Here is a 16678-nt window from a genome sequence, read left to right on the forward strand (position 1 = left end):
GCCTGATCGCTTGTGGGTGGGCGTGGGCCGGCGCAGGGGTCACGCGTCGGCCTTGGACGAGGTGCGCGCCAGGTTGCGGCGGAGGGCGTACCAGCCCGCCACGAGCGCGGCGACGATCAGCGGCAGGCACAGCACGGTGGTGCGTCCGGCGCCGCCGTCGGCGTACATGAGGACCAGGACCGAGGCGAGGAACGCCAGCGTCACCAGTTCGGTCCAGGGGGAGCCCGGGAGTCGGTAGCCCGGGCGGGTCAGCTCGCCCTTCTGGGTCTTCCGCCAGAAGAGGAGGTGACAGATCATGATCATGCCCCAGGTGGAGAGGATGCCGATCGCCGCGAAGTTCAGGACGATCTCGAAGGCGTCCGCCGGGACGACGAAGTTCAGGGCGACGCCGAGGACGCAGATGCCGCTGGTGAGCAGGATGCCGCCGTACGGGACCTGGCTGCGGCTCATGACCGAGGTGAACTTCGGGGCGGAGCCGGACATCGCCATGGAGCGAAGGATGCGGCCGGTGGAGTACAGGCCGGAGTTGAGCGAGGACATGGCCGCGGTGAGGACGACGAGGTTCATGACGCCGCCCGCCGCCGGAATGCCGACGTTGGACAGGACCGTCACGAAGGGACTCTCGCCCGACGTGTACTTGTTCCACGGCAGCAGCATCGACAGCAGGACCACCGAGCCGACGTAGAACAGGCCCACGCGCCACATGATCGAGTTGATCGCCTTCGGCAGGATCTTCTCGGGGTTCGCGGTCTCGCCGGCGGCGACGCCGACCAGCTCGACGGAGGCGTACGCGAAGACGACGCCCTGGATGATCAGCAGCATGGGCAGCAGGCCGTTGGGGAAGACGCCGCCGTTGTCGGTGATCAGCGCCGGGCCGGGGGTGGCGCCGTCCACCGGGTGCTGGGTGACCAGCAGGAAGATCCCGATGCACATGAAGATCACCAGCGCGCTGACCTTGACGATGGCGAACCAGAACTCCAGTTCGCCGAAGATCCGCACCGAGATGAGGTTCACGGTGAGGACCACCGCCAGGGCGATCAGGGCGATCACCCACTGGGGGATGTCGGAGAACATGCCCCAGTAGTGGGTGTAGGTCGCCACCGCCGTGATGTCGGCGATGCCGGTGGTGGCCCAGTTCAGGAAGTACATCCACCCGGCCGTGTAAGCGCCCTTCTCGCCCATGAACTCGCGGGCGTAGGAGACGAAAGCGCCGGAGGACGGGCGGTACAGCACGAGTTCGCCGAGGGCGCGCACCACGAGGAAGGCGAATATTCCGCAGACCGCGTAGGCGATGAAGAGGGAGGGGCCGGCGTCGGCGAGGCGGCCGCCCGCGCCGAGGAAGAGGCCGGTGCCGATGGCGCCGCCGATGGCGATCATGTTGACGTGCCGGGACTTCAGCGACTTGCTGTAGCCCGCGTCTCCGGCGTCGACGTGACGGGTCGAGGGGCGCGTCTCGTCTTTGAGGTGCTGTTCGCTCACGCCTCGGGTCCGCCTTCCAGGGGAGAGTGCGCGCGCGGGGCGCGCACGATGTCGGTGAGGGTGGTCTCGACGCGGTCGAGGTGATGGCTCATCGCCTCCACCGCATCGGGTTCGGAACCGTCGATCAGGGCCTCGACGATCGCCCGGTGCTCGCGGTTGGACTGCTCGCGCCGGCCGCCCAGCTCGTTGAGGAAGGCCGACTGACGCGCCAGTGCGTCCCGGATCTCCTCGATGACCCGGCGGAAGACCGGGTTCTGGGCGGCTTCGGCGACAGCCAGGTGGAAAAGGGTGTCCATCGCGACCCAGGCGGTGGTGTCCGTCTCGCGCTCCATGCGGTCCAGCAGGTGGGCGAGGTGGTCCAGGTTCTCCGGGGTGCGGCGCAGGGCCGCGTACCCGGCGACCGGGATCTCGACGTGACGGCGCACTTCGAGCAGGTCGCTCGCGGCGTAGTCGCCGAAGGTGGGGTCCTCGACGGTGTTCGCGATCACGAAGGTGCCCTTGCCCGTCTTGGCGACGGTCAGCCCCATCGTCTGCAGCGCCCGCAGGGCCTCCCGCAGAACGGGCCGGGACACCTCCAGGGTGCGGCAGAGCTCCGCCTCGGAGGGGAGCTTGTCGCCGATGGGGTACTCGCCGCGCTCGATGGCGCCGCGGAGGTGGGTGAGGACCGCTTCCATGGCGCTGACGCGTCGCGGGGTCCGACCACCTGTCTGGCTGTCTGACAGGTTCACGGGAGTGATACTCCGGGTGGCCCGAGGCCCCTGTCAAGACGGCCGAAAACAAAAATTCAGGGGGCGGGGCGCCTGAATGGCGACATCCCGCCCCCTGAGGGGTTCCACCGGTCAGCTGTCGAGGACCCCGGCGGCCAGCAGACCGAACAGCGCCAGACCGACGACGAGGCGGTAGATGACGAACGCGTTGAACGAGTGCTTGGCGACGAACTTCAGCAGCCAGGCGATGGAGGCGTAGGCGACGACGAAGGACACGGCCGTGCCGACGGCCAGCGGCGCGGCGCCGGCGCCGGTGCCCAAGGCGTCCTTCAGCTCGTAGATGCCGGCGCCGGTCAGGGCGGGGATGCCGAGGAAGAACGACAGCCGGGTGGCGGCGACGCGGTCGAGGTCGAGGATGAGGGCGGTGGACATCGTGGCGCCGGAGCGGGAGAAGCCGGGGAAGAGCAGCGCGAGGATCTGCGAGCTGCCGACCAGCATCGCGTCCTTCAGCGAGGTGTCGTCCTCGCCGCGCTTGTGCCGGCCCATCTGGTCGGCCGCCCACATCACGCCGCTGCCGACGATCAGCGAGCCCGCCACCACCCACAGCGAGGCCAGCGGCCCCTCGATGAGCGGTTTGGCGGCGAGGCCCACGACGACGATCGGGATCGTCGCGTAGATCACCCACCAGGCGAACTTGTAGTCGTGGTGGTGGCGCTCCTCACGGTTGCGCAGCCCCCGGAACCAGGCCGACACGATCCGCACGATGTCCTTGCGGAAGTACACGAGCACCGCGGCGATCGCGCCGACCTGGATGACGGCGGAGAAGCCGACGACTGCGTCGTCGTCGACCGGGATGTGCATCAGGCCTTCGGTGATCTTCAGATGTCCGGTCGAGGAGACGGGGAGGAACTCGGTCACTCCCTCGACGGCTCCGAGGACGACGGCTTGGCCGACGGAGATGGCGCTCATGGAATCCAGTTCTGAGAAGACGATTCGGTCGACAGCGTTGTAGACGGTCCGGTGTCGTGCACAGTCCTACCAGGCCCGCAGCGGGCCGGAAGCAGGCCCGATTCTCCTACGGCCACGCCCACCGGCCCAGCGCCACCCCCGCGGAGGCCGCTCCCAGCCCCGCAGCCACGCTCGCGACGGCGTTGACGGCGGCGTAGAGGCCCGCACCGGTCTCGGTCAGTCGCAGTGTCTCGTAGGAGAACGTGGAGTACGTCGTCAGCGCCCCACACAGGCCCGTTCCCAGGAACAACCGCAGGTCGGGGGCGACGCCGGCGGCCCCGGTCAGTGTGCCGAGGACCAGGCAGCCGGTGACGTTGACGACGAAGGTGCCCCAGGGGAAGACCGAGTCGTGCCGGGACTGCACCGTGCGGTCGGTGAGGTACCGCAGGGGGGCGCCGATCATCCCGCCGACGACGACCACCAGCCAGTTCACAACCAGTTCTTACCCTTCATGCCCGAATCGCCCCGGTTCTCGCCGCGGCCGACGTACCTGATCACTTCGCAGGGATCGAGGGTGACCATCCCCTCGGTGACCAGTTCGTCGAGCTGCGGCAGGAAGGCCCGCACCCGCTCCTCGGTGTCCACGACGACCACCGCCACCGGCAGGTCCTCGCTGAGCGAGAGCAGCCGGGAGGTGTGGATGCGCGAGGACGCGCCGAAGCCCTCGATGCCGCGGAAGACGCTGGCGCCCGCGAGACCCGCGGCATGGGCGCGGTGCACGATCTCCGTGTACAGGGGCTTGCGGTGCCAGGTGTCGTTCTCGCCGATGAGGACGGTCAGCCGCAGGGCACTGCCGGTCAGCCTGGTCATCGCTGCCTCCACAGGAGAACGCGGCGGGTCGCCGTGGCCGCGAGCCACACCGCGAGAAGGGCCGCGAACAGGGTCGCGGCGAGGTAGGCCAGGGCCGGGCCGGGCCGGCCCGCGCCGAGCAGCGCGCGGACGTCGACGGCGTACGTCGAGAAGGTCGTGAAACCGCCGAGCACACCGGTGCCGAAGAAGGGACGCACCAGCCGGTGGGCGGTCACCGCCTCGGTGACCAGCACCAGGAACACGCCGATCACCGCGCAGCCGACGACGTTCACCCAGAACGTGGTCCAGGGGAATTCGCCCGGCCGCGCGGGCCACCACAGCGAGGCCGCGTAGCGGGCGGCGGCGCCGATGCCGCCGCCGACGGCCACGGCGGCGACCACCGGGAGCTGCCCCGTGGGGGTGGTCGCGCGTGGGGCGCCGGTACGGAGACTCCCGGCCTCCGGAGCTGTCATGTCGTACGTCTCCCGCCCGGTCCGGACCACCCCACGTCTTCGGAGTGATCACGGCCGGGCACCAGCGTAACCCCGTCTCACGTGGTCACGGGCGCCTCGCAGAGCGCGAGGCCGCGCTCGACCAGGCTGCCCAGAACCAGCAGCCCGCCGGTCTCGCAGACGCTGGTGACCATGCGGAACCCCGAGCGGCGCCGGGTGAGGGCGGGCGCACCCGCGCCGGAACGCAGCGGGGAGTACGGCACGACCGTGCGGCCGTCGTCGTCGATCGCGAGCACCCCGGTCCCGCCCCAGGGGCGGTAGGGGGCGTGGAGGGCGAGGCGGGCGACCCGGCGGCGCACGGCGGGTCCGGCGCGGTGCAGCAGGTCGAGCGGGGGCACGCGCGGGCCGGCCAGCGCCACCCAGACCGGGCCGTCGGGCGCTCCGCGCCACATGTTGTCCGGGAACCCCGGCAGCCGCTCGACCAGGGGCTCGGCCCGGCCGGCCCGGGGTCCCGTGAGGTGGAAGCGGGTGAGGCGGCGGGCACCGGTCTCGGCGACGATCAGGAAGGCGTCGTCGGCGCTGCGGGCCAGGCCGTTGGCGAACTGCAGTCCCTCCAGCACGACTTCGGCCTCGCGGGCACCGGGTTCGAGCCGCAGCAGCCGTCCGGTGCCGGTGTGCTCGACGATGTCGCCCATCCAGTCCTCCAGGGGATGGACCCGGCTGGAGACGGTGAAGTAGACCGTGCCGTCGGGCAGGGCGACGACGTTGCTGCAGAAGCGCAGCCGCTCCCCCGCCGCCGACCCGGTCAGGACCCGGACGCTGCCGGTGCCGTCGGGGTCGACGCGCAGCAGTGCGCCGTCGGCGCTGCACACCAGCAGGTCGCCGTCCGGGAGGAGTTCGAGACCGAGCGGGCGGCCGCCGATCTCTGCGACGTGCTCGACACGGGCCGTCGGCGGGTCGTCCAGACCGTCCACGCGCAGGATGCGCCCGTCCGACACTCCGGTCAGCACCCGCCCTCCGGGGTCGGCGACGACGTCCTCGGGGCCCTGACCGGGGAGGGAGAGGTACCTGAGGGGGACGAGAGCCGCCCGACGGTCCATGTGGTCCGCCCTTCCTTGGGGAGGCGGCCATCCTCGCAGGAGGGCGGAACACCGGCGGAGCACGGCCGTGGTCCTTTGCCGGGGCTTTTGGCGGGGTGGTCTGCCCGGCTTCTGCCGGCCCTTCGCGACGTCGGCTACCACCCTTTGTCGAACATGCGCGCCACTTCCGCGATGCGCATCTCGTCGCGCCGGTAGTAGGTGCGGCGCCTGATCCGCTTGGCGCGCAGCAGGCCGAGGTCCGCGAGCAGCGCGAGGTGGGTGTCGGCCACCTGCCGGCGCACGCCGAGTTTCGTCGCGATCACGTCGGCGGGGACGCCGTCCTCGACGGGGTCCCCGTGACGCTGCGTCGGGAAGTGCCGGGCCGGCTCCTTCAGCCACTCCAGGATGTCCAGTCGCCTCTCGCTCACCGGAGTCCTCAGCATCCTCGGTCCCCCTCCGCCCCCGTTTCGGGGCTCCGTCCTACCGCGCCCTCCCCACTCTCGCGCAGGCGAGGCCGCCGTGTCCGGCACTCCGGGAGCCTTGGCCGGGATCCAACACCCTTGCCACACAGGGCTGTTCGCTGTGGTGCGAGAGAGACGGGCAGGGGCACGGCCGCGCGGTGCGGACGGACCCCTGCCCGTCGGGCGGGCGTCTCAGCGGTGGCTGAACCACGCCATGGAGGACAGCGCCCTGTCGTCGTAGCCGAACAGCGCCTGGTTCTCCCAGCCGTTGCCGGAGGAGGCGTCGGCCGGGTCCCAGCCGTTGCCCGCGACGGCCGTCCAGGTCGCCTCCCAGTAGAAGACGCCCAGACCGCGGCCGTCGGGAACGGCCTCCACGATGTTCGCCACGGTGTTCATCCAGGCGAGCTGCCCCGCGGCGGTCGCCGGGTAGCCGGTGACCAGCTCGCCCGTGGTGTCGATCTGGTTGACGAGGGAGTCGTCACTGTCGAGACGGAAGGGGTAGGCCGTCTCGGCGATGAAGACCGGCTTGCCGTAGCGGGAGGCCACGTCGTCCAGGGTGGTCTGGGCGGCGGCCGCCGAGCCGTGCCAGTAGCCGTAGTACGACAGGCCGATCACGTCGTACTTGACGCCGTACGTCCTGGCGTTGTCGAACCACCAGCGCACGGTGGCGTCGTCACCGGCGTTCGCCAGGTGCAGGGCGACCCGGGTGCCGGAGGAGACCGCCTTGACGGCGCTGTAGCCGGAGTTGACGAGGCCGGCGAGCTGAGACCAGTTGTCGGTGGAGCCCTCGGACCACAGCATGCCGCCGTTGATCTCGTTGCCGACCTGGACCATGTCCGCCGTGGTGCCCTGGGACTTGAGGGCGTTGAGGACGTCGTAGGTGTGCTGGTAGACGTCCGTCTTGAGCTGACTGTACGAGTGGCCGGTCCAGGCGGCGGGCTTGGTCTGCTTGCCCGGGTCGGCCCAGGTGTCGGAGTAGTGGAAGTCGACCAGCAGCTTCATGCCGGCGGCCTTGATCCGCTTGGCCATGGCCAGCACGCGCGTCTTGTCGTTGTAGCCGTCGGCGGGGTTCACCCACACTTTGAGGCGGGCGTAGTTCATCCCGGCGTTCTTCAGGATGGCGACCGCGTCGCCCGTGGAACCGGAAGCGGTCTTGTAGACACCGCCCTTGGCCTCGCTCTTGGCGAGGGAGGAGATGTCCGCGCCCTTGACGGACAGACCGGTCGAGCCCGAGGTGAAGGTCAGGTCGTCAACATTGATCCAGTTACCCGCATTGGCATCACTGTTGATGCTGATGGTGCACTGGTTGTTGGTCACGTTGATCGACGTGACGATCCGGACCCAACTGCTGGACGACACCGGCAGGTCGGTGCGCTGCTCCGCGCTGCCGCAGTTCTTCAGGGCCAGGTACGCGGCCTTCTGGCCACCGCCGGAGCGCACCCAGGCGGTGAGCTTGTAGGCGCCGTTGGCGAGCCCGGACAGGTACTGGTACGTCTCGACCTTGTAGGCGGAGGCCGAGTAGTGCGAGAGGCGGTAACTCCCGCCGTGGCCGCCGGACTCGGTGAAGGAGGCGGAGTTCTGCCCGGCGGCCGAGTACGTCGACCAGCCGGCCGGGGTCGCGGTGCCGGTCGCGTCGCTCTCGAAGCCGCCGTTGGCGAGGGTGGTCGCGGCCTGCGCGGTCTGCGCGGGCAGGGCGGTGAGGGCGAGCCCCGCGGCGAGCGGCAGCAGCAGGGCCCTGAGGGTGCGTCTGGGATGGAACATCGTCGTCCGTCGTCCCTTCGACGTGATGGGGATGGGTTTCCCTCGTGGGCGAGGGACCCCCTCCGCCCGCGGCTCGCGGCTCCACGGGCGGAGGGGGAGTCGGCTCAGCCGTCGAGTCGCACGACCCGGACGGCTCCGGCCGGGACCGCCAGGCGGCCCGCGGCGCGTTCGCCCGTCAGCAGCTCGGCGCCGGAGGTCTCCAGCGGCACCTTGGCGTCGACGGCGGTGTGGTTGATCGCGAAGAGGTAGCGGCCCGTCTCTCCGGAGCGGCGTACGACCTCGACGTCGCGGGGCAGGCCGGCGCGCGGGGCGATCCCCGCGTCCTCGGCGGCCCGGCCGAGCAGGGCGTCCAGGCCTTCCTGCCCCAGCCGGGTGGAGACGTACCAGGCGGAGCCCTCGCCGAGGCGGTGCCGGGTGACGGCGGGGCGGCCGGCCGCGAGACCGTCGGTGTACGTCCAGACGGTCTCGGCGCCGCGCGGCACCACGAACTCCGTCCAGACGTCACCGCCGAGTTCGCAGCCGTCGGGGCCCGTCAGCCGCACGCTCTCGCCCCGGAGCAGCGGGGAGAACTCCTCGACGGTCAGGCCGAGGACGTCCCTCAGCGCCCCCGGGCAGGCCCCCTCGTGGACGGCGTCGTGCTCGTCGACGATGCCCGAGAAGTACGACACCACCAGGGTGCCGCCGTTCTCCACGTACGCCCGGAGGTTGGCCCCGGCCGCCTCGGTCATCAGGTAGAGGGCGGGCACGACGACCAGGGGGTACGCCGACAGGTCGGCCTCGGGACGGGCGAAGTCCACGGTGAGGTGGCGGTCGTAGAGGGCCTCGTAGAAGGCGTCGGCGCGCTCGCGCGGGTCGGCGTCCTCGCTGGGGCGCCAGGCGAGGTTCTGCGCCCACCAGGACTGCCAGTCCCACAGCACGGCCACGTCGGCCTCGGTGCGGGTGCCGCGCAGGGCGGCGAGGGAGTCGAGCGAGGCGCCGAGTTCGACGACCTCGCGCCACACGCGGGTGTCGGCGCCGCCGTGCGGAACCATCGCCGAGTGGAACTTCTCGGCGCCGCGCCGGGACTGCCGCCACTGGAAGAACATGGCACCCTCGGAGCCGCGGGCCACGTGCGCCAGGGAGTTGCGGGCCATCTGGCCGGGGGCCTTGGCGGGGTTGCGCGGCTGCCAGTTGACGCCCGAGGTGGAGTGCTCCAGCAGGATCCAGGGCGCGCCGGCGCCCACGGAGCGGGTGAGGTCGGCGGCCATCGCGAGATTGACGTGGGTGCGGCGGCCGTCGGTGATCAGGTAGTGGTCGTTGGTGACGATGTCGACCTCGCGGCCCCAGGCCCAGTAGTCGACGGAGTCGCACTGGCTCAGGGCGGTCATGAAGTTGGTCGTCACCGGGACGCCGGGGGCGAGGCGGTGCAGGATGTCCCGCTCCGCGCAGAAGTTCTCGCGCATGGTGGCGTCGGCGAACCGCCTGTAGTCCAGGGCCTGGCCCGGGTTGCCGACGGTCGGGGTGGCGCGCGGCGGGTTGACGTCCTCCAGGCGCGCGTAGCGCTGGCCCCAGAAGGCCGTTCCCCAGGCCTCGTTGACCGCGTCGACCGTGCCGTAGGCGGCCGCCAGCCAGCGGCGGAAGTGGGCGGCGCAGGAGTCGCAGTAGCAGGCGGAGACGGGGACGCCGTACTCGTTGTGCACGTGCCACATCGCCAGCGCCGGGTGGTCGGCGTACCTCTCGGCGAGGCGCGTGGTGATGTTCGCCGCGGCGGCGCGGTAGTCCGCGTTGCTGTGGCATATCGCGCCGCGCGAACCGAACTCGTAGCGCACGCCCTCGGGGGTGACGGGCAGCGCCTCGGGATGGTCGCGGTAGAACCACACGGGCGGGGCGACCGTGGGCGTGCCCAGGTCGACGCGGATGCCGTTCTCGTGCAGGAGGCCGAGGACGCGGTCGAGCCAGCCGAAGTCGTACTCGCCCGGCGCGGGCTCCAGGAGCGCCCAGGAGAAGATCCCGACGCTGACCATGGTGACGCCGGCCTCCCGCATCAGCCGGACGTCGTCCTGCCAGACGGTTTCCGGCCACTGCTCGGGGTTGTAGTCCCCCCCGAAGGCGAGCCTGGTGAGGCCCCTGGGGCTGGTCTCCGGCATGGATGTCTCCCGTTTAATCGATCATTTGGGAACGTGCACACACAGCGGCGGCGTTCGGAGCCCAACATAACCGCACAGCAACAACCATTGACAAGTGTCCGGGATGTTTCTCTACTGTGAACGCTCACAGACAGCATGACAGGGCCTCGCCACGGCGGGGCCCCCGGTCGTGCGATCGCATGGCAGGTTTCCGCATCGGGCGGAAACCCAGGTCAGGGGAGAGATCCATGCCCAACACGAAGCGTCGGCGGCTCCTTGTCAGAGGCGCGGCCTCCGCCCTCGCCGTCACCCTCGGCGCCACCGCACTCGCCGCCTGCGGCTCCTCCGACGACGACGGCGGCACCGCGTCCGGCCCGGTCTCGCTCACGTACTGGACGTGGACGCCCGGCATGGACAAGGTCGTGGACCTGTGGAACAAGGGCCAGGGCAAGAAGGACCGGATCACCGTCACCGTGAAGAAGCAGGCCTCCGGCGACACACTGATCACCAAGATCCTCACCGCGCACAAGGCCGGCAAGGCCCCGGACCTGGTGCAGGCCGAGTACCAGGCGTTGCCGACGCTGGTCAGCAACGACGCGCTGGCGGACATAGCGAAGAACGTCGGGGACGCGAAGGCCAAGTTCGCCGACGGGGTCTGGCAGCAGACCACGCTCGGCACCGACGCCGTCTACGCGGTGCCGCAGGACATCGGCCCCATGATGTTCTACTACCGCGCGGACCTCTTCAAGAAGTACGGCCTGACGGTCCCCGCGACGTGGGAGCAGTTCGCCGAGACCGCGCGCGCACTGAAGAAGAAGTCCCCCGGCACGGACCTCACCACCTTCTCCGCCAACGACTCCGGCCTCTTCGCGGGCCTCGCCCAGCAGGCCGGCGCCAAGTGGTGGACCACCTCCGGGGACAAGTGGAAGGTCGCCATCGACGACGCGGCCACCAAGAAGGTCGCCGACTTCTGGGGCGGCCTCGTCAAGGAGGGCGCCGTCGACAACCAGCCGATGTACACGCCGGCCTGGAACAAGGCGCTCGACACCGGCAAGCAGATCGCCTGGGTCTCCGCCGTGTGGGCCCCCGGCACCCTGACCACCGCCGCGCCCGACACCAAGGGCAAGTGGGCCATGGCCCCGCTCCCCCAGTGGTCGAACGGCGAGAACGTGACCGGCAGCTGGGGCGGGTCCTCCACGGCCGTGACGACGGACTCGAAGCACCAGGAGGCCGCCGCGAAGTTCGCCGCCTGGCTGAACACCGACGGCGACGCCCTGAGCGCGCTGGCCAAGGAGGGCGGCATCTACCCCGCCTCCACCTCCGCCCAGCTCAGCGGAGCCTTCACCACTCCGCCGGACTACTTCTCGAACCAGGCGGACTTCTACACCCTGGCCGCCAAGATCGCCAGGACGACGGCGCCCTCGGCCTGGGGCCCGAACGTGAACGTGGCCTACACGACCTTCAACGACGCCTTCGGCGCCGCCGCCAAGGACAGGTCGGACTTCTCCGCCGCCCTGGCGAAGATGCAGTCGGCCACCGTCGCCGACATGAAGAAGCAGGGCTTCGAGGTCTCCGAGTGACCACCGCACACCGCCGGAGGTCGTACGGGGTCAAGGGTGCCCCGTACGGCTTCCTCCTCCCCGCGACGATCCTGTTCGCCCTGTTCTTCGCGCTGCCCATCGGGTACGCGGTGTGGCTCAGCTTCCACAAGGTGCACGTCTCCGGGCTCGGCCTGGGCTCGGGTGCCCGGAAGGAGGTGTGGGCCGGCGTCGAGAACTACACCGACGCATTCACCGACAGCGAGCTGCTCGACGGCGCGCTGCACGTCCTCGGCTACGGCTGCATCGTCGTCCCGGTGATGCTCGGCCTGGCGCTGCTGTTCGCGTTGATGCTCGACTCCGACCGGGTGCGCCTCGCCCCGTTCACCCGGCTCGCGATCTTCCTGCCGTACGCCGTCCCGGGCGTCGTCGCGGCGCTGCTCTGGGGTTTCCTGTACCTGCCGGACGTCAGTCCCTTCTACTACGTCCTCGAGAAGCTGGGCCTGCCGCAGCCGGACCTGCTGGACGGCGGCCCGCTGTACCTCGCCCTGTCGAACATCGCGATCTGGGGCGGCACCGGCTTCAACATGATCGTCATCTACACCTCGCTGCAGGCCGTCCCGGCCGAGGTGTACGAGGCGGCGAAGCTGGACGGCGCCACCCCGCTGCAGATCGCCCTCAGGATCAAGATCCCGATGGTGGCGCCTTCGCTGGTGCTGACCTTCTTCTTCTCGATCATCGCCACGCTCCAGGTGTTCAGCGAACCGACCACCCTCAAGCCCCTCACCAACTCCGTCTCCACGACCTGGAGTCCGCTGATGAAGGTGTACCGGGACGCGTTCGGCGCCGGGGACGTCTACCAGGCGGCCGCCGAGGCCGTGATCATCGCGCTCGCCACGCTGGTGCTGTCCTTCGGCTTCCTGCGGGGCGCGAACCGTCGCAACAGGCAGGAGGCAGCGCGATGAGTTCTCTTGCCGTCCACAAGGCCCCGTCGGCGGCCGGCGCCGCGGGCACGGCCCGCAGCGGTCCGCCGCTGCGCCGCCGGATCGCGCTGGTCCCCACCCTCACGCTGCTCCTGGGGGCGCTCTACTGCCTGCTGCCGGTGGCGTGGGTGGTGATCGCGTCCACCAAGTCCGGGCGCGAGCTGTTCACCACGTTCACGTTCCTGCCGGGCACGGGCTTCACCGACAACCTGAGGGACCTCACCGCCTACCGCGACGGCGTCTACTGGCAGTGGATGGGCAACTCCGCCCTGTACGCAGGTCTCGGCGCGCTGCTGTCGACGTGCGTGTCGGCGTTCAGCGGCTACGCGCTGGCGACGTACCGCTTCCGCGGCCGCGAGACGATGTTCAACATCCTGCTGGCGGGCGTGCTGATGCCGCCGATCATCCTCGCCGTTCCACAGTACCTGCTGCTGGCCAAGACCGGCCTCACCGACTCGTACTGGTCGGTGCTGCTGCCGCAGATCCTCTCCCCCTACGGCGTCTACCTCGCGCGCATCTACGCCGCCGCGGCCGTTCCGGACGACGTGGTGGAGGCCGGCCGCATGGACGGGGCGAGCGAGTGGCGGATCTTCACCCGGATCGCGCTGCCGATGATGGTCCCGGGCCTGGTCACGGTGTTCCTGTTCCAGTTCGTCGCGGTGTGGAACAACTTCCTGCTGCCGTACATCATGCTGAGCGACGACGAGAAGTTCCCGATCACCCTCGGCCTGTTCACCCTCCTGGAACAGGGCGCCAACACTCCGGCGCTCTACACACTGGTGATCACCGGCGCGTTCCTCGCGGTGGTCCCGCTCGTGGCGCTCTTCCTGGTGGTCCAGCGGTTCTGGAGCCTGGATCTGCTCTCCGGAGCCGTAAAGTCATGACCATGAACAATGGGGCCGGGGGCCGGCGCAGACCGCCGACCATCCACGACGTGGCGCGGGAGGCGGGCGTCTCGCGCGGCACCGTCTCGCGCGTCCTCAACGGCGGGCACTACGTCAGCCCGGCCGCGGCCGAGGCGGTCAACGCCGCCATCCGCAGGACGGGTTACGTCGTGAACCGGCACGCCCGCTCGCTGATCACCGGCCGTTCCGACTCCGTGGGCTTCCTGCTGACGGAACCTCAGGAACGGTTCTTCGAGGACCCCAACTTCAATGTCCTGCTGCGCGGCTGCACCCAGGCGCTGGCCGCGCACGACGTCCCCCTGCTGCTGATGCTGGCGGGAACCGAGGACGAGCGGCGACGCATCACGCGGTACATCACCGCCGGGCACGTCGACGGGGTGCTGCTGGTCTCCAGTCACTCCGGCGACCCGATCGCGACCGAGCTGCGCGAGGCGGGCGTGCCGCTGGTCGCGTGCGGCAAGCCGATCGGGATCGGCTCCAAGGTGAGCTACGTGGCCGCCGACGACCGCGACGGCGCCCGGGACATGGTGCGCCATCTGCTCGCGCAGGGCCGTCGGCGCATCGGCGTGGTCACCGGGCCGCTGGACACCCCCGGCGGTGTGGAGCGGCTGGCGGGGTACCGGGAGGTGCTCGCCGAGGCGGGCGTCCAGTACGACGAGGGGATCGTGGTCTCCGGCGACTACAGCCGGGCCAGCGGCGAGGCGGGGGCCGAGCGGCTGCTGGACCGGGCCCCGGACCTGGACGCGGTGTTCGTCGCGTCCGACCTGATGGCGCAGGGTGTGCTCACGGCACTGCGCCGGGCGGGCCGGCGGGTGCCGCAGGACGTCGCGGTGGGCGGCTTCGACGACTCCCCAGCGGCGACCGCGGCCTCTCCCTCCCTCACCACCATCCGCCAGCCCTGGGACCGCATCAGCAGCGAGATGGTCCGCGTGCTGCTCGCCCAGATCGGGGGCGAGGAACCGGCGGCGGTGATCCTGCCGACGGAACTGGTCAAGCGCGAGTCGACCTGACGTCACCGGAGCCGGGCCGAGGGGCGGGCGGGCGGGCGGGCGGGCGGTTCGTGCGTCAGGTCGGGCCAACGGGTCAGGATCGGAGAAGCCGTCCGGCCCTTCCCCGGCCTAGCGTGAGGAGTGCGAGAACACGGACGTGTTCGCACGGACCGCACACCGAGGAGGACGCCATGGCCGCCGGCCTGCAGACCGTCATCTATCCCGTCAAGGACCTCGTCCGGGCCAAGGCCCTGTTCAGCGCGCTGCTGGAGGTCGAGCCGTATGCCGACGAGCCGTACTACGTCGGCTTCAAGGCCGCCGGCCAGGACGTCGGCCTGGACCCCAACGGGCACGCCAAGGGCATGACCGGACCGGTTCCGTACTGGCACGTCACGGACCTGCGCGAGCGGCTCGCGGCGCTGCTGGCGGCGGGCGCGGAGCTGCTGCAGGACGCCCAGGACGTCGGCGGCGGCAGGCTGATCGCCTTCGTGAAGGACGCGGACGGCAACCTCGTGGGGCTGCTCCAGGATCCGACCGCCTGAGCACGCCCCGCCGACCGCATGCACCCGCACTAGTTGCACTGTCAATGAATTGGCGGATCGGTGTTACCGTGCGGGTATGGCAGCGAAAACGGCCGGGGCGGGCCTGGAGGAGCGGTGGCGCGACATCCTGTCGGTCCACGCGCGCACGATGTGCGAGATCGATCGGGCGCTCCACCCGCACGGCCTCGGCGCCAGCGACTTCGAGGTGCTCGACATCCTCGCCTCCGAGGCGCCCCGGGAAGGCGACCAGTGCCGGGTGCAGAACCTCGTCGGACGCGTGCATCTCAGCCAGAGCGCACTGTCCCGGCTCATCGGCCGCCTGGAGAAGGAGGGCCTGGTGGAACGGTCCGTCTGCCTGGAGGACCGGCGTGGGGTGTATGTCGCCCTGACCCACCGGGGCCGTGACCTGCACACCGAGGTGCTGCCACTGCAGCGGCAGGTGCTGGAACGGATGCTGACCGGGTCCTGATCCCGGCGGCCGCCCGCCCGCGGCCGACTGTGGGCGCTGTGGGCCGGAGTCTGCCGGCGCCCGCTGCCCGCACCGCGCGGCCCCGGCGGCGACGGCCGTCGGGACGACGTGCTTGCCCGCCGAGGCGCCGGCGCCGCCTGCTCCGAGCGGGACGGGCGGGCCGGAGTCGCACAGGCCCCCGCCTTCCCGTGCCTCAGCGGACGAGCAGCGTGCGCACCCCTTCGGAGGTCAGCGTCAGCGGGTGATCGCCGGCCCCGTCGATCGAGAGCGACAGTTCTCCGCTCGGCCACTGCGCGGCGAGCGCGGCGAGCGGCACCAGCCGATAGCGGTCGATCTCCGGCAGCAGGTCGGCCATCTCCGGCTCCGAGGTGAACACCGGGACCACGTGCGCGCCCCCGGGCTGTTCGAGAACGGGCAGGGCGACCGTGGTCGGGTTGGTGACGTCCTCGTCGGTGGCGTCGTCGGGCACCGGGACGAGCACGTCGCTGTGCGCGAGCGTGTCCAGTGCGTCGGTGTTCCCGGTGTCCCGGGCCAGCGCGTCCAGCGCGCGCGCAGCGGGATTGTTCGAGCGGTCGTGCGCGGGTGTCTCCATGGAAGCTCCCTGGTAGCGGCGGTCCGGCCTCGCGTACCCGACCGTGCAGGGCTCAATCACCCCGGCGAGGGCGGTTCGCCACGTCGGCAGCGCGCCATGCGCCCCTCGGCCGCAGGAGGCGGCTCGTGGCCGCACTCCGAGCAGCTGGGCCTCGGTCACGTCCCGGCGCGGGCGGTCACGGCAGGTGACGGCGGGCCGACTCGTTCTCCTGGGCCATGCGCCTGAGCGCCATCAGTGCGGGCTCCAGGAGGACCGTCAGCAGGAGGGCGCGCTCGGCGGTCTCCAACGGGTCGTCGAGCCCGTCGAGTTGGTCGAGATCGAGGACCGCCGTGCGCTCGGCGAGCCGCGCGTACGGCAGGAGCGTGCGCCAGTCGAGCGGGACACCGAGGGCGCGCAGGGAGCTCAGGGTCTCGGCGAGGACGGCACGCGCGGGCGCCGCCGCGTGGACCCGCCAGTCCAACTCCTCGACGAGTTCGGCCACTTCGGCCGCCTCCGGAGCGTCCTGCCCGGCCTTCTCGCCCACCCGGACGGACCCCAGCGCCACTCCCAGCAGACGGTGGGTGTCGTCCGCGTGCTCCGCGAGGGCGTCGAGCACCTCCCGGACGGTGCTGACCGACAGACCTCGTACGCCGGTCAGCGCACGGATCAGCCGGAGCCGGTGCAGGTGCTGGTCGTCGTACTCGGCCTGGGTGGCGGCCGTCTGACGGCCCGGCGGGAGGAGCCCCTCGCGGAGGTAGTACTTGATCGTCGTCACGGAGACGCCGCTACGACGGCTCAGTTCGGAGATGCGCATGCGATCGGCTCCGGTTCGCTGGTCGG

General features: G+C 70.9%; 18 protein-coding genes. 6 read left to right on the forward strand and 12 right to left on the reverse strand.

Annotated features, from left to right (window positions below):
• Positions 1–39 precede the first annotated feature (39 nt).
• The 10 genes from Sri02f_RS18940 to Sri02f_RS18985 all read right to left on the reverse strand — a co-directional run bounded on the left by Sri02f_RS18940 (position 40) and on the right by Sri02f_RS18985 (position 9862).
• Positions 40–1479 carry an amino acid permease gene (locus Sri02f_RS18940; protein ID WP_109002498.1) on the reverse strand — a complete coding sequence of 480 codons (1440 nt, stop codon included), beginning with the start codon at positions 1477–1479 and terminating at the stop codon, positions 40–42.
• The gene (locus Sri02f_RS18945) at positions 1476–2153 is read right to left on the reverse strand and encodes a FadR/GntR family transcriptional regulator (protein WP_109002499.1); all 678 of its coding nucleotides are present in this window, start codon (positions 2151–2153) and stop codon (positions 1476–1478) included. The genes Sri02f_RS18940 and Sri02f_RS18945 overlap by 4 nt, the downstream gene beginning before the upstream one ends.
• Positions 2154–2318: 165 nt before the next feature.
• Positions 2319–3155 carry an undecaprenyl-diphosphate phosphatase gene (locus Sri02f_RS18950; RefSeq protein WP_109002500.1) on the reverse strand — a complete coding sequence of 279 codons (837 nt, stop codon included), beginning with the start codon at positions 3153–3155 and terminating at the stop codon, positions 2319–2321.
• A gap of 106 nt (positions 3156–3261) precedes the next feature.
• Complete coding sequence (crcB, locus tag Sri02f_RS18955; RefSeq protein ID WP_109002501.1) at positions 3262–3627, reverse strand: fluoride efflux transporter CrcB; 366 nt, start codon at positions 3625–3627, stop codon at positions 3262–3264.
• Positions 3624–4004 carry a DUF190 domain-containing protein gene (locus Sri02f_RS18960; protein WP_109002502.1) on the reverse strand — a complete coding sequence of 127 codons (381 nt, stop codon included), beginning with the start codon at positions 4002–4004 and terminating at the stop codon, positions 3624–3626. The genes crcB (Sri02f_RS18955) and Sri02f_RS18960 overlap by 4 nt, the downstream gene beginning before the upstream one ends.
• Positions 4001–4456, reverse strand: a complete 456-nt coding sequence (gene crcB, locus Sri02f_RS18965; RefSeq protein WP_109002572.1) for a fluoride efflux transporter CrcB — start codon at positions 4454–4456, stop codon at positions 4001–4003. Before crcB (Sri02f_RS18965) ends, Sri02f_RS18960 begins: the two co-directional genes overlap by 4 nt.
• A 77-nt stretch (positions 4457–4533) precedes the next feature.
• The gene (locus tag Sri02f_RS18970) at positions 4534–5535 is read right to left on the reverse strand and encodes an SMP-30/gluconolactonase/LRE family protein (protein ID WP_109002503.1); all 1002 of its coding nucleotides are present in this window, start codon (positions 5533–5535) and stop codon (positions 4534–4536) included.
• A gap of 134 nt (positions 5536–5669) precedes the next feature.
• Positions 5670–5957, reverse strand: a complete 288-nt coding sequence (locus Sri02f_RS18975; protein WP_109002504.1) for a helix-turn-helix domain-containing protein — start codon at positions 5955–5957, stop codon at positions 5670–5672.
• 210 nt (positions 5958–6167) lie between these two features.
• A complete protein-coding gene (locus Sri02f_RS18980; protein ID WP_109002505.1) occupies positions 6168–7736 on the reverse strand; it encodes a glycoside hydrolase family 53 protein in 1569 nt (522 codons plus the stop codon).
• Positions 7737–7840: 104 nt separating this feature from the next.
• A complete protein-coding gene (locus tag Sri02f_RS18985) occupies positions 7841–9862 on the reverse strand; it encodes a beta-galactosidase (protein ID WP_109002506.1) in 2022 nt (673 codons plus the stop codon).
• Between the two features lie 227 nt (positions 9863–10089).
• Between Sri02f_RS18985 and Sri02f_RS18990 the strand changes: the two genes are divergently transcribed.
• The 6 genes from Sri02f_RS18990 to Sri02f_RS19015 all read left to right on the forward strand — a co-directional run bounded on the left by Sri02f_RS18990 (position 10090) and on the right by Sri02f_RS19015 (position 15267).
• Complete coding sequence (locus Sri02f_RS18990; protein ID WP_109002507.1) at positions 10090–11421, forward strand: ABC transporter substrate-binding protein; 1332 nt, start codon at positions 10090–10092, stop codon at positions 11419–11421.
• On the forward strand, positions 11418–12344 hold the full coding sequence (locus tag Sri02f_RS18995; RefSeq protein ID WP_109002508.1) for a carbohydrate ABC transporter permease: 927 nt from the start codon (positions 11418–11420) through the stop codon (positions 12342–12344). Before Sri02f_RS18990 ends, Sri02f_RS18995 begins: the two co-directional genes overlap by 4 nt.
• On the forward strand, positions 12341–13246 hold the full coding sequence (locus tag Sri02f_RS19000) for a carbohydrate ABC transporter permease (protein ID WP_109002509.1): 906 nt from the start codon (positions 12341–12343) through the stop codon (positions 13244–13246). Before Sri02f_RS18995 ends, Sri02f_RS19000 begins: the two co-directional genes overlap by 4 nt.
• Complete coding sequence (locus tag Sri02f_RS19005) at positions 13243–14277, forward strand: LacI family DNA-binding transcriptional regulator (protein ID WP_109002510.1); 1035 nt, start codon at positions 13243–13245, stop codon at positions 14275–14277. Before Sri02f_RS19000 ends, Sri02f_RS19005 begins: the two co-directional genes overlap by 4 nt.
• 170 nt (positions 14278–14447) lie before the next feature.
• Complete coding sequence (locus Sri02f_RS19010) at positions 14448–14798, forward strand: VOC family protein (protein ID WP_109002511.1); 351 nt, start codon at positions 14448–14450, stop codon at positions 14796–14798.
• Positions 14799–14874: 76 nt separating this feature from the next.
• A complete protein-coding gene (locus tag Sri02f_RS19015) occupies positions 14875–15267 on the forward strand; it encodes a MarR family winged helix-turn-helix transcriptional regulator (protein WP_109002512.1) in 393 nt (130 codons plus the stop codon).
• Between the two features lie 193 nt (positions 15268–15460).
• Here the strand turns inward: Sri02f_RS19015 and Sri02f_RS19020 are convergent, their stop codons facing one another.
• Positions 15461–15859 carry an SseB family protein gene (locus Sri02f_RS19020; RefSeq protein ID WP_109002513.1) on the reverse strand — a complete coding sequence of 133 codons (399 nt, stop codon included), beginning with the start codon at positions 15857–15859 and terminating at the stop codon, positions 15461–15463.
• A 175-nt stretch (positions 15860–16034) separates the two neighbouring features.
• Positions 16035–16652 (reverse strand): MerR family transcriptional regulator, encoded by a 618-nt coding sequence (locus tag Sri02f_RS19025; RefSeq protein ID WP_109002514.1) that lies wholly within the window; start codon positions 16650–16652, stop codon positions 16035–16037.
• Positions 16653–16678 lie beyond the last annotated feature (26 nt).

Origin of the sequence: Streptomyces rishiriensis, assembly GCF_003112535.1 — a bacterium.
GTDB classification, from domain to species: Bacteria; Actinomycetota; Actinomycetes; order Streptomycetales; family Streptomycetaceae; genus Streptomyces; species Streptomyces rishiriensis.

Excerpts from the sequence above, each read along its gene's own strand:
- Sri02f_RS18945 (WP_109002499.1), bottom strand. The coding sequence starts at position 2,153 with ATGGAAGCGGTCCTCACCCACCTCCGCGGCGCCATCGAGCGCGGCGAG.
- Sri02f_RS18950 (WP_109002500.1), bottom strand. The coding sequence starts at position 3,155 with ATGAGCGCCATCTCCGTCGGCCAAGCCGTCGTCCTCGGAGCCGTCGAG.
- Sri02f_RS18960 (WP_109002502.1), bottom strand. The coding sequence starts at position 4,004 with ATGACCAGGCTGACCGGCAGTGCCCTGCGGCTGACCGTCCTCATCGGC.
- crcB (WP_109002572.1), bottom strand. The coding sequence starts at position 4,456 with ATGACAGCTCCGGAGGCCGGGAGTCTCCGTACCGGCGCCCCACGCGCG.
- Sri02f_RS18970 (WP_109002503.1), bottom strand. The coding sequence starts at position 5,535 with ATGGACCGTCGGGCGGCTCTCGTCCCCCTCAGGTACCTCTCCCTCCCC.
- Sri02f_RS18975 (WP_109002504.1), bottom strand. The coding sequence starts at position 5,957 with ATGCTGAGGACTCCGGTGAGCGAGAGGCGACTGGACATCCTGGAGTGG.
- Sri02f_RS18980 (WP_109002505.1), bottom strand. The coding sequence starts at position 7,736 with ATGTTCCATCCCAGACGCACCCTCAGGGCCCTGCTGCTGCCGCTCGCC.
- Sri02f_RS18985 (WP_109002506.1), bottom strand. The coding sequence starts at position 9,862 with ATGCCGGAGACCAGCCCCAGGGGCCTCACCAGGCTCGCCTTCGGGGGG.
- Sri02f_RS18990 (WP_109002507.1), top strand. The coding sequence starts at position 10,090 with ATGCCCAACACGAAGCGTCGGCGGCTCCTTGTCAGAGGCGCGGCCTCC.
- Sri02f_RS19000 (WP_109002509.1), top strand. The coding sequence starts at position 12,341 with ATGAGTTCTCTTGCCGTCCACAAGGCCCCGTCGGCGGCCGGCGCCGCG.
- Sri02f_RS19005 (WP_109002510.1), top strand. The coding sequence starts at position 13,243 with ATGACCATGAACAATGGGGCCGGGGGCCGGCGCAGACCGCCGACCATC.
- Sri02f_RS19010 (WP_109002511.1), top strand. The coding sequence starts at position 14,448 with ATGGCCGCCGGCCTGCAGACCGTCATCTATCCCGTCAAGGACCTCGTC.
- Sri02f_RS19015 (WP_109002512.1), top strand. The coding sequence starts at position 14,875 with ATGGCAGCGAAAACGGCCGGGGCGGGCCTGGAGGAGCGGTGGCGCGAC.
- Sri02f_RS19020 (WP_109002513.1), bottom strand. The coding sequence starts at position 15,859 with ATGGAGACACCCGCGCACGACCGCTCGAACAATCCCGCTGCGCGCGCG.
- Sri02f_RS19025 (WP_109002514.1), bottom strand. The coding sequence starts at position 16,652 with ATGCGCATCTCCGAACTGAGCCGTCGTAGCGGCGTCTCCGTGACGACG.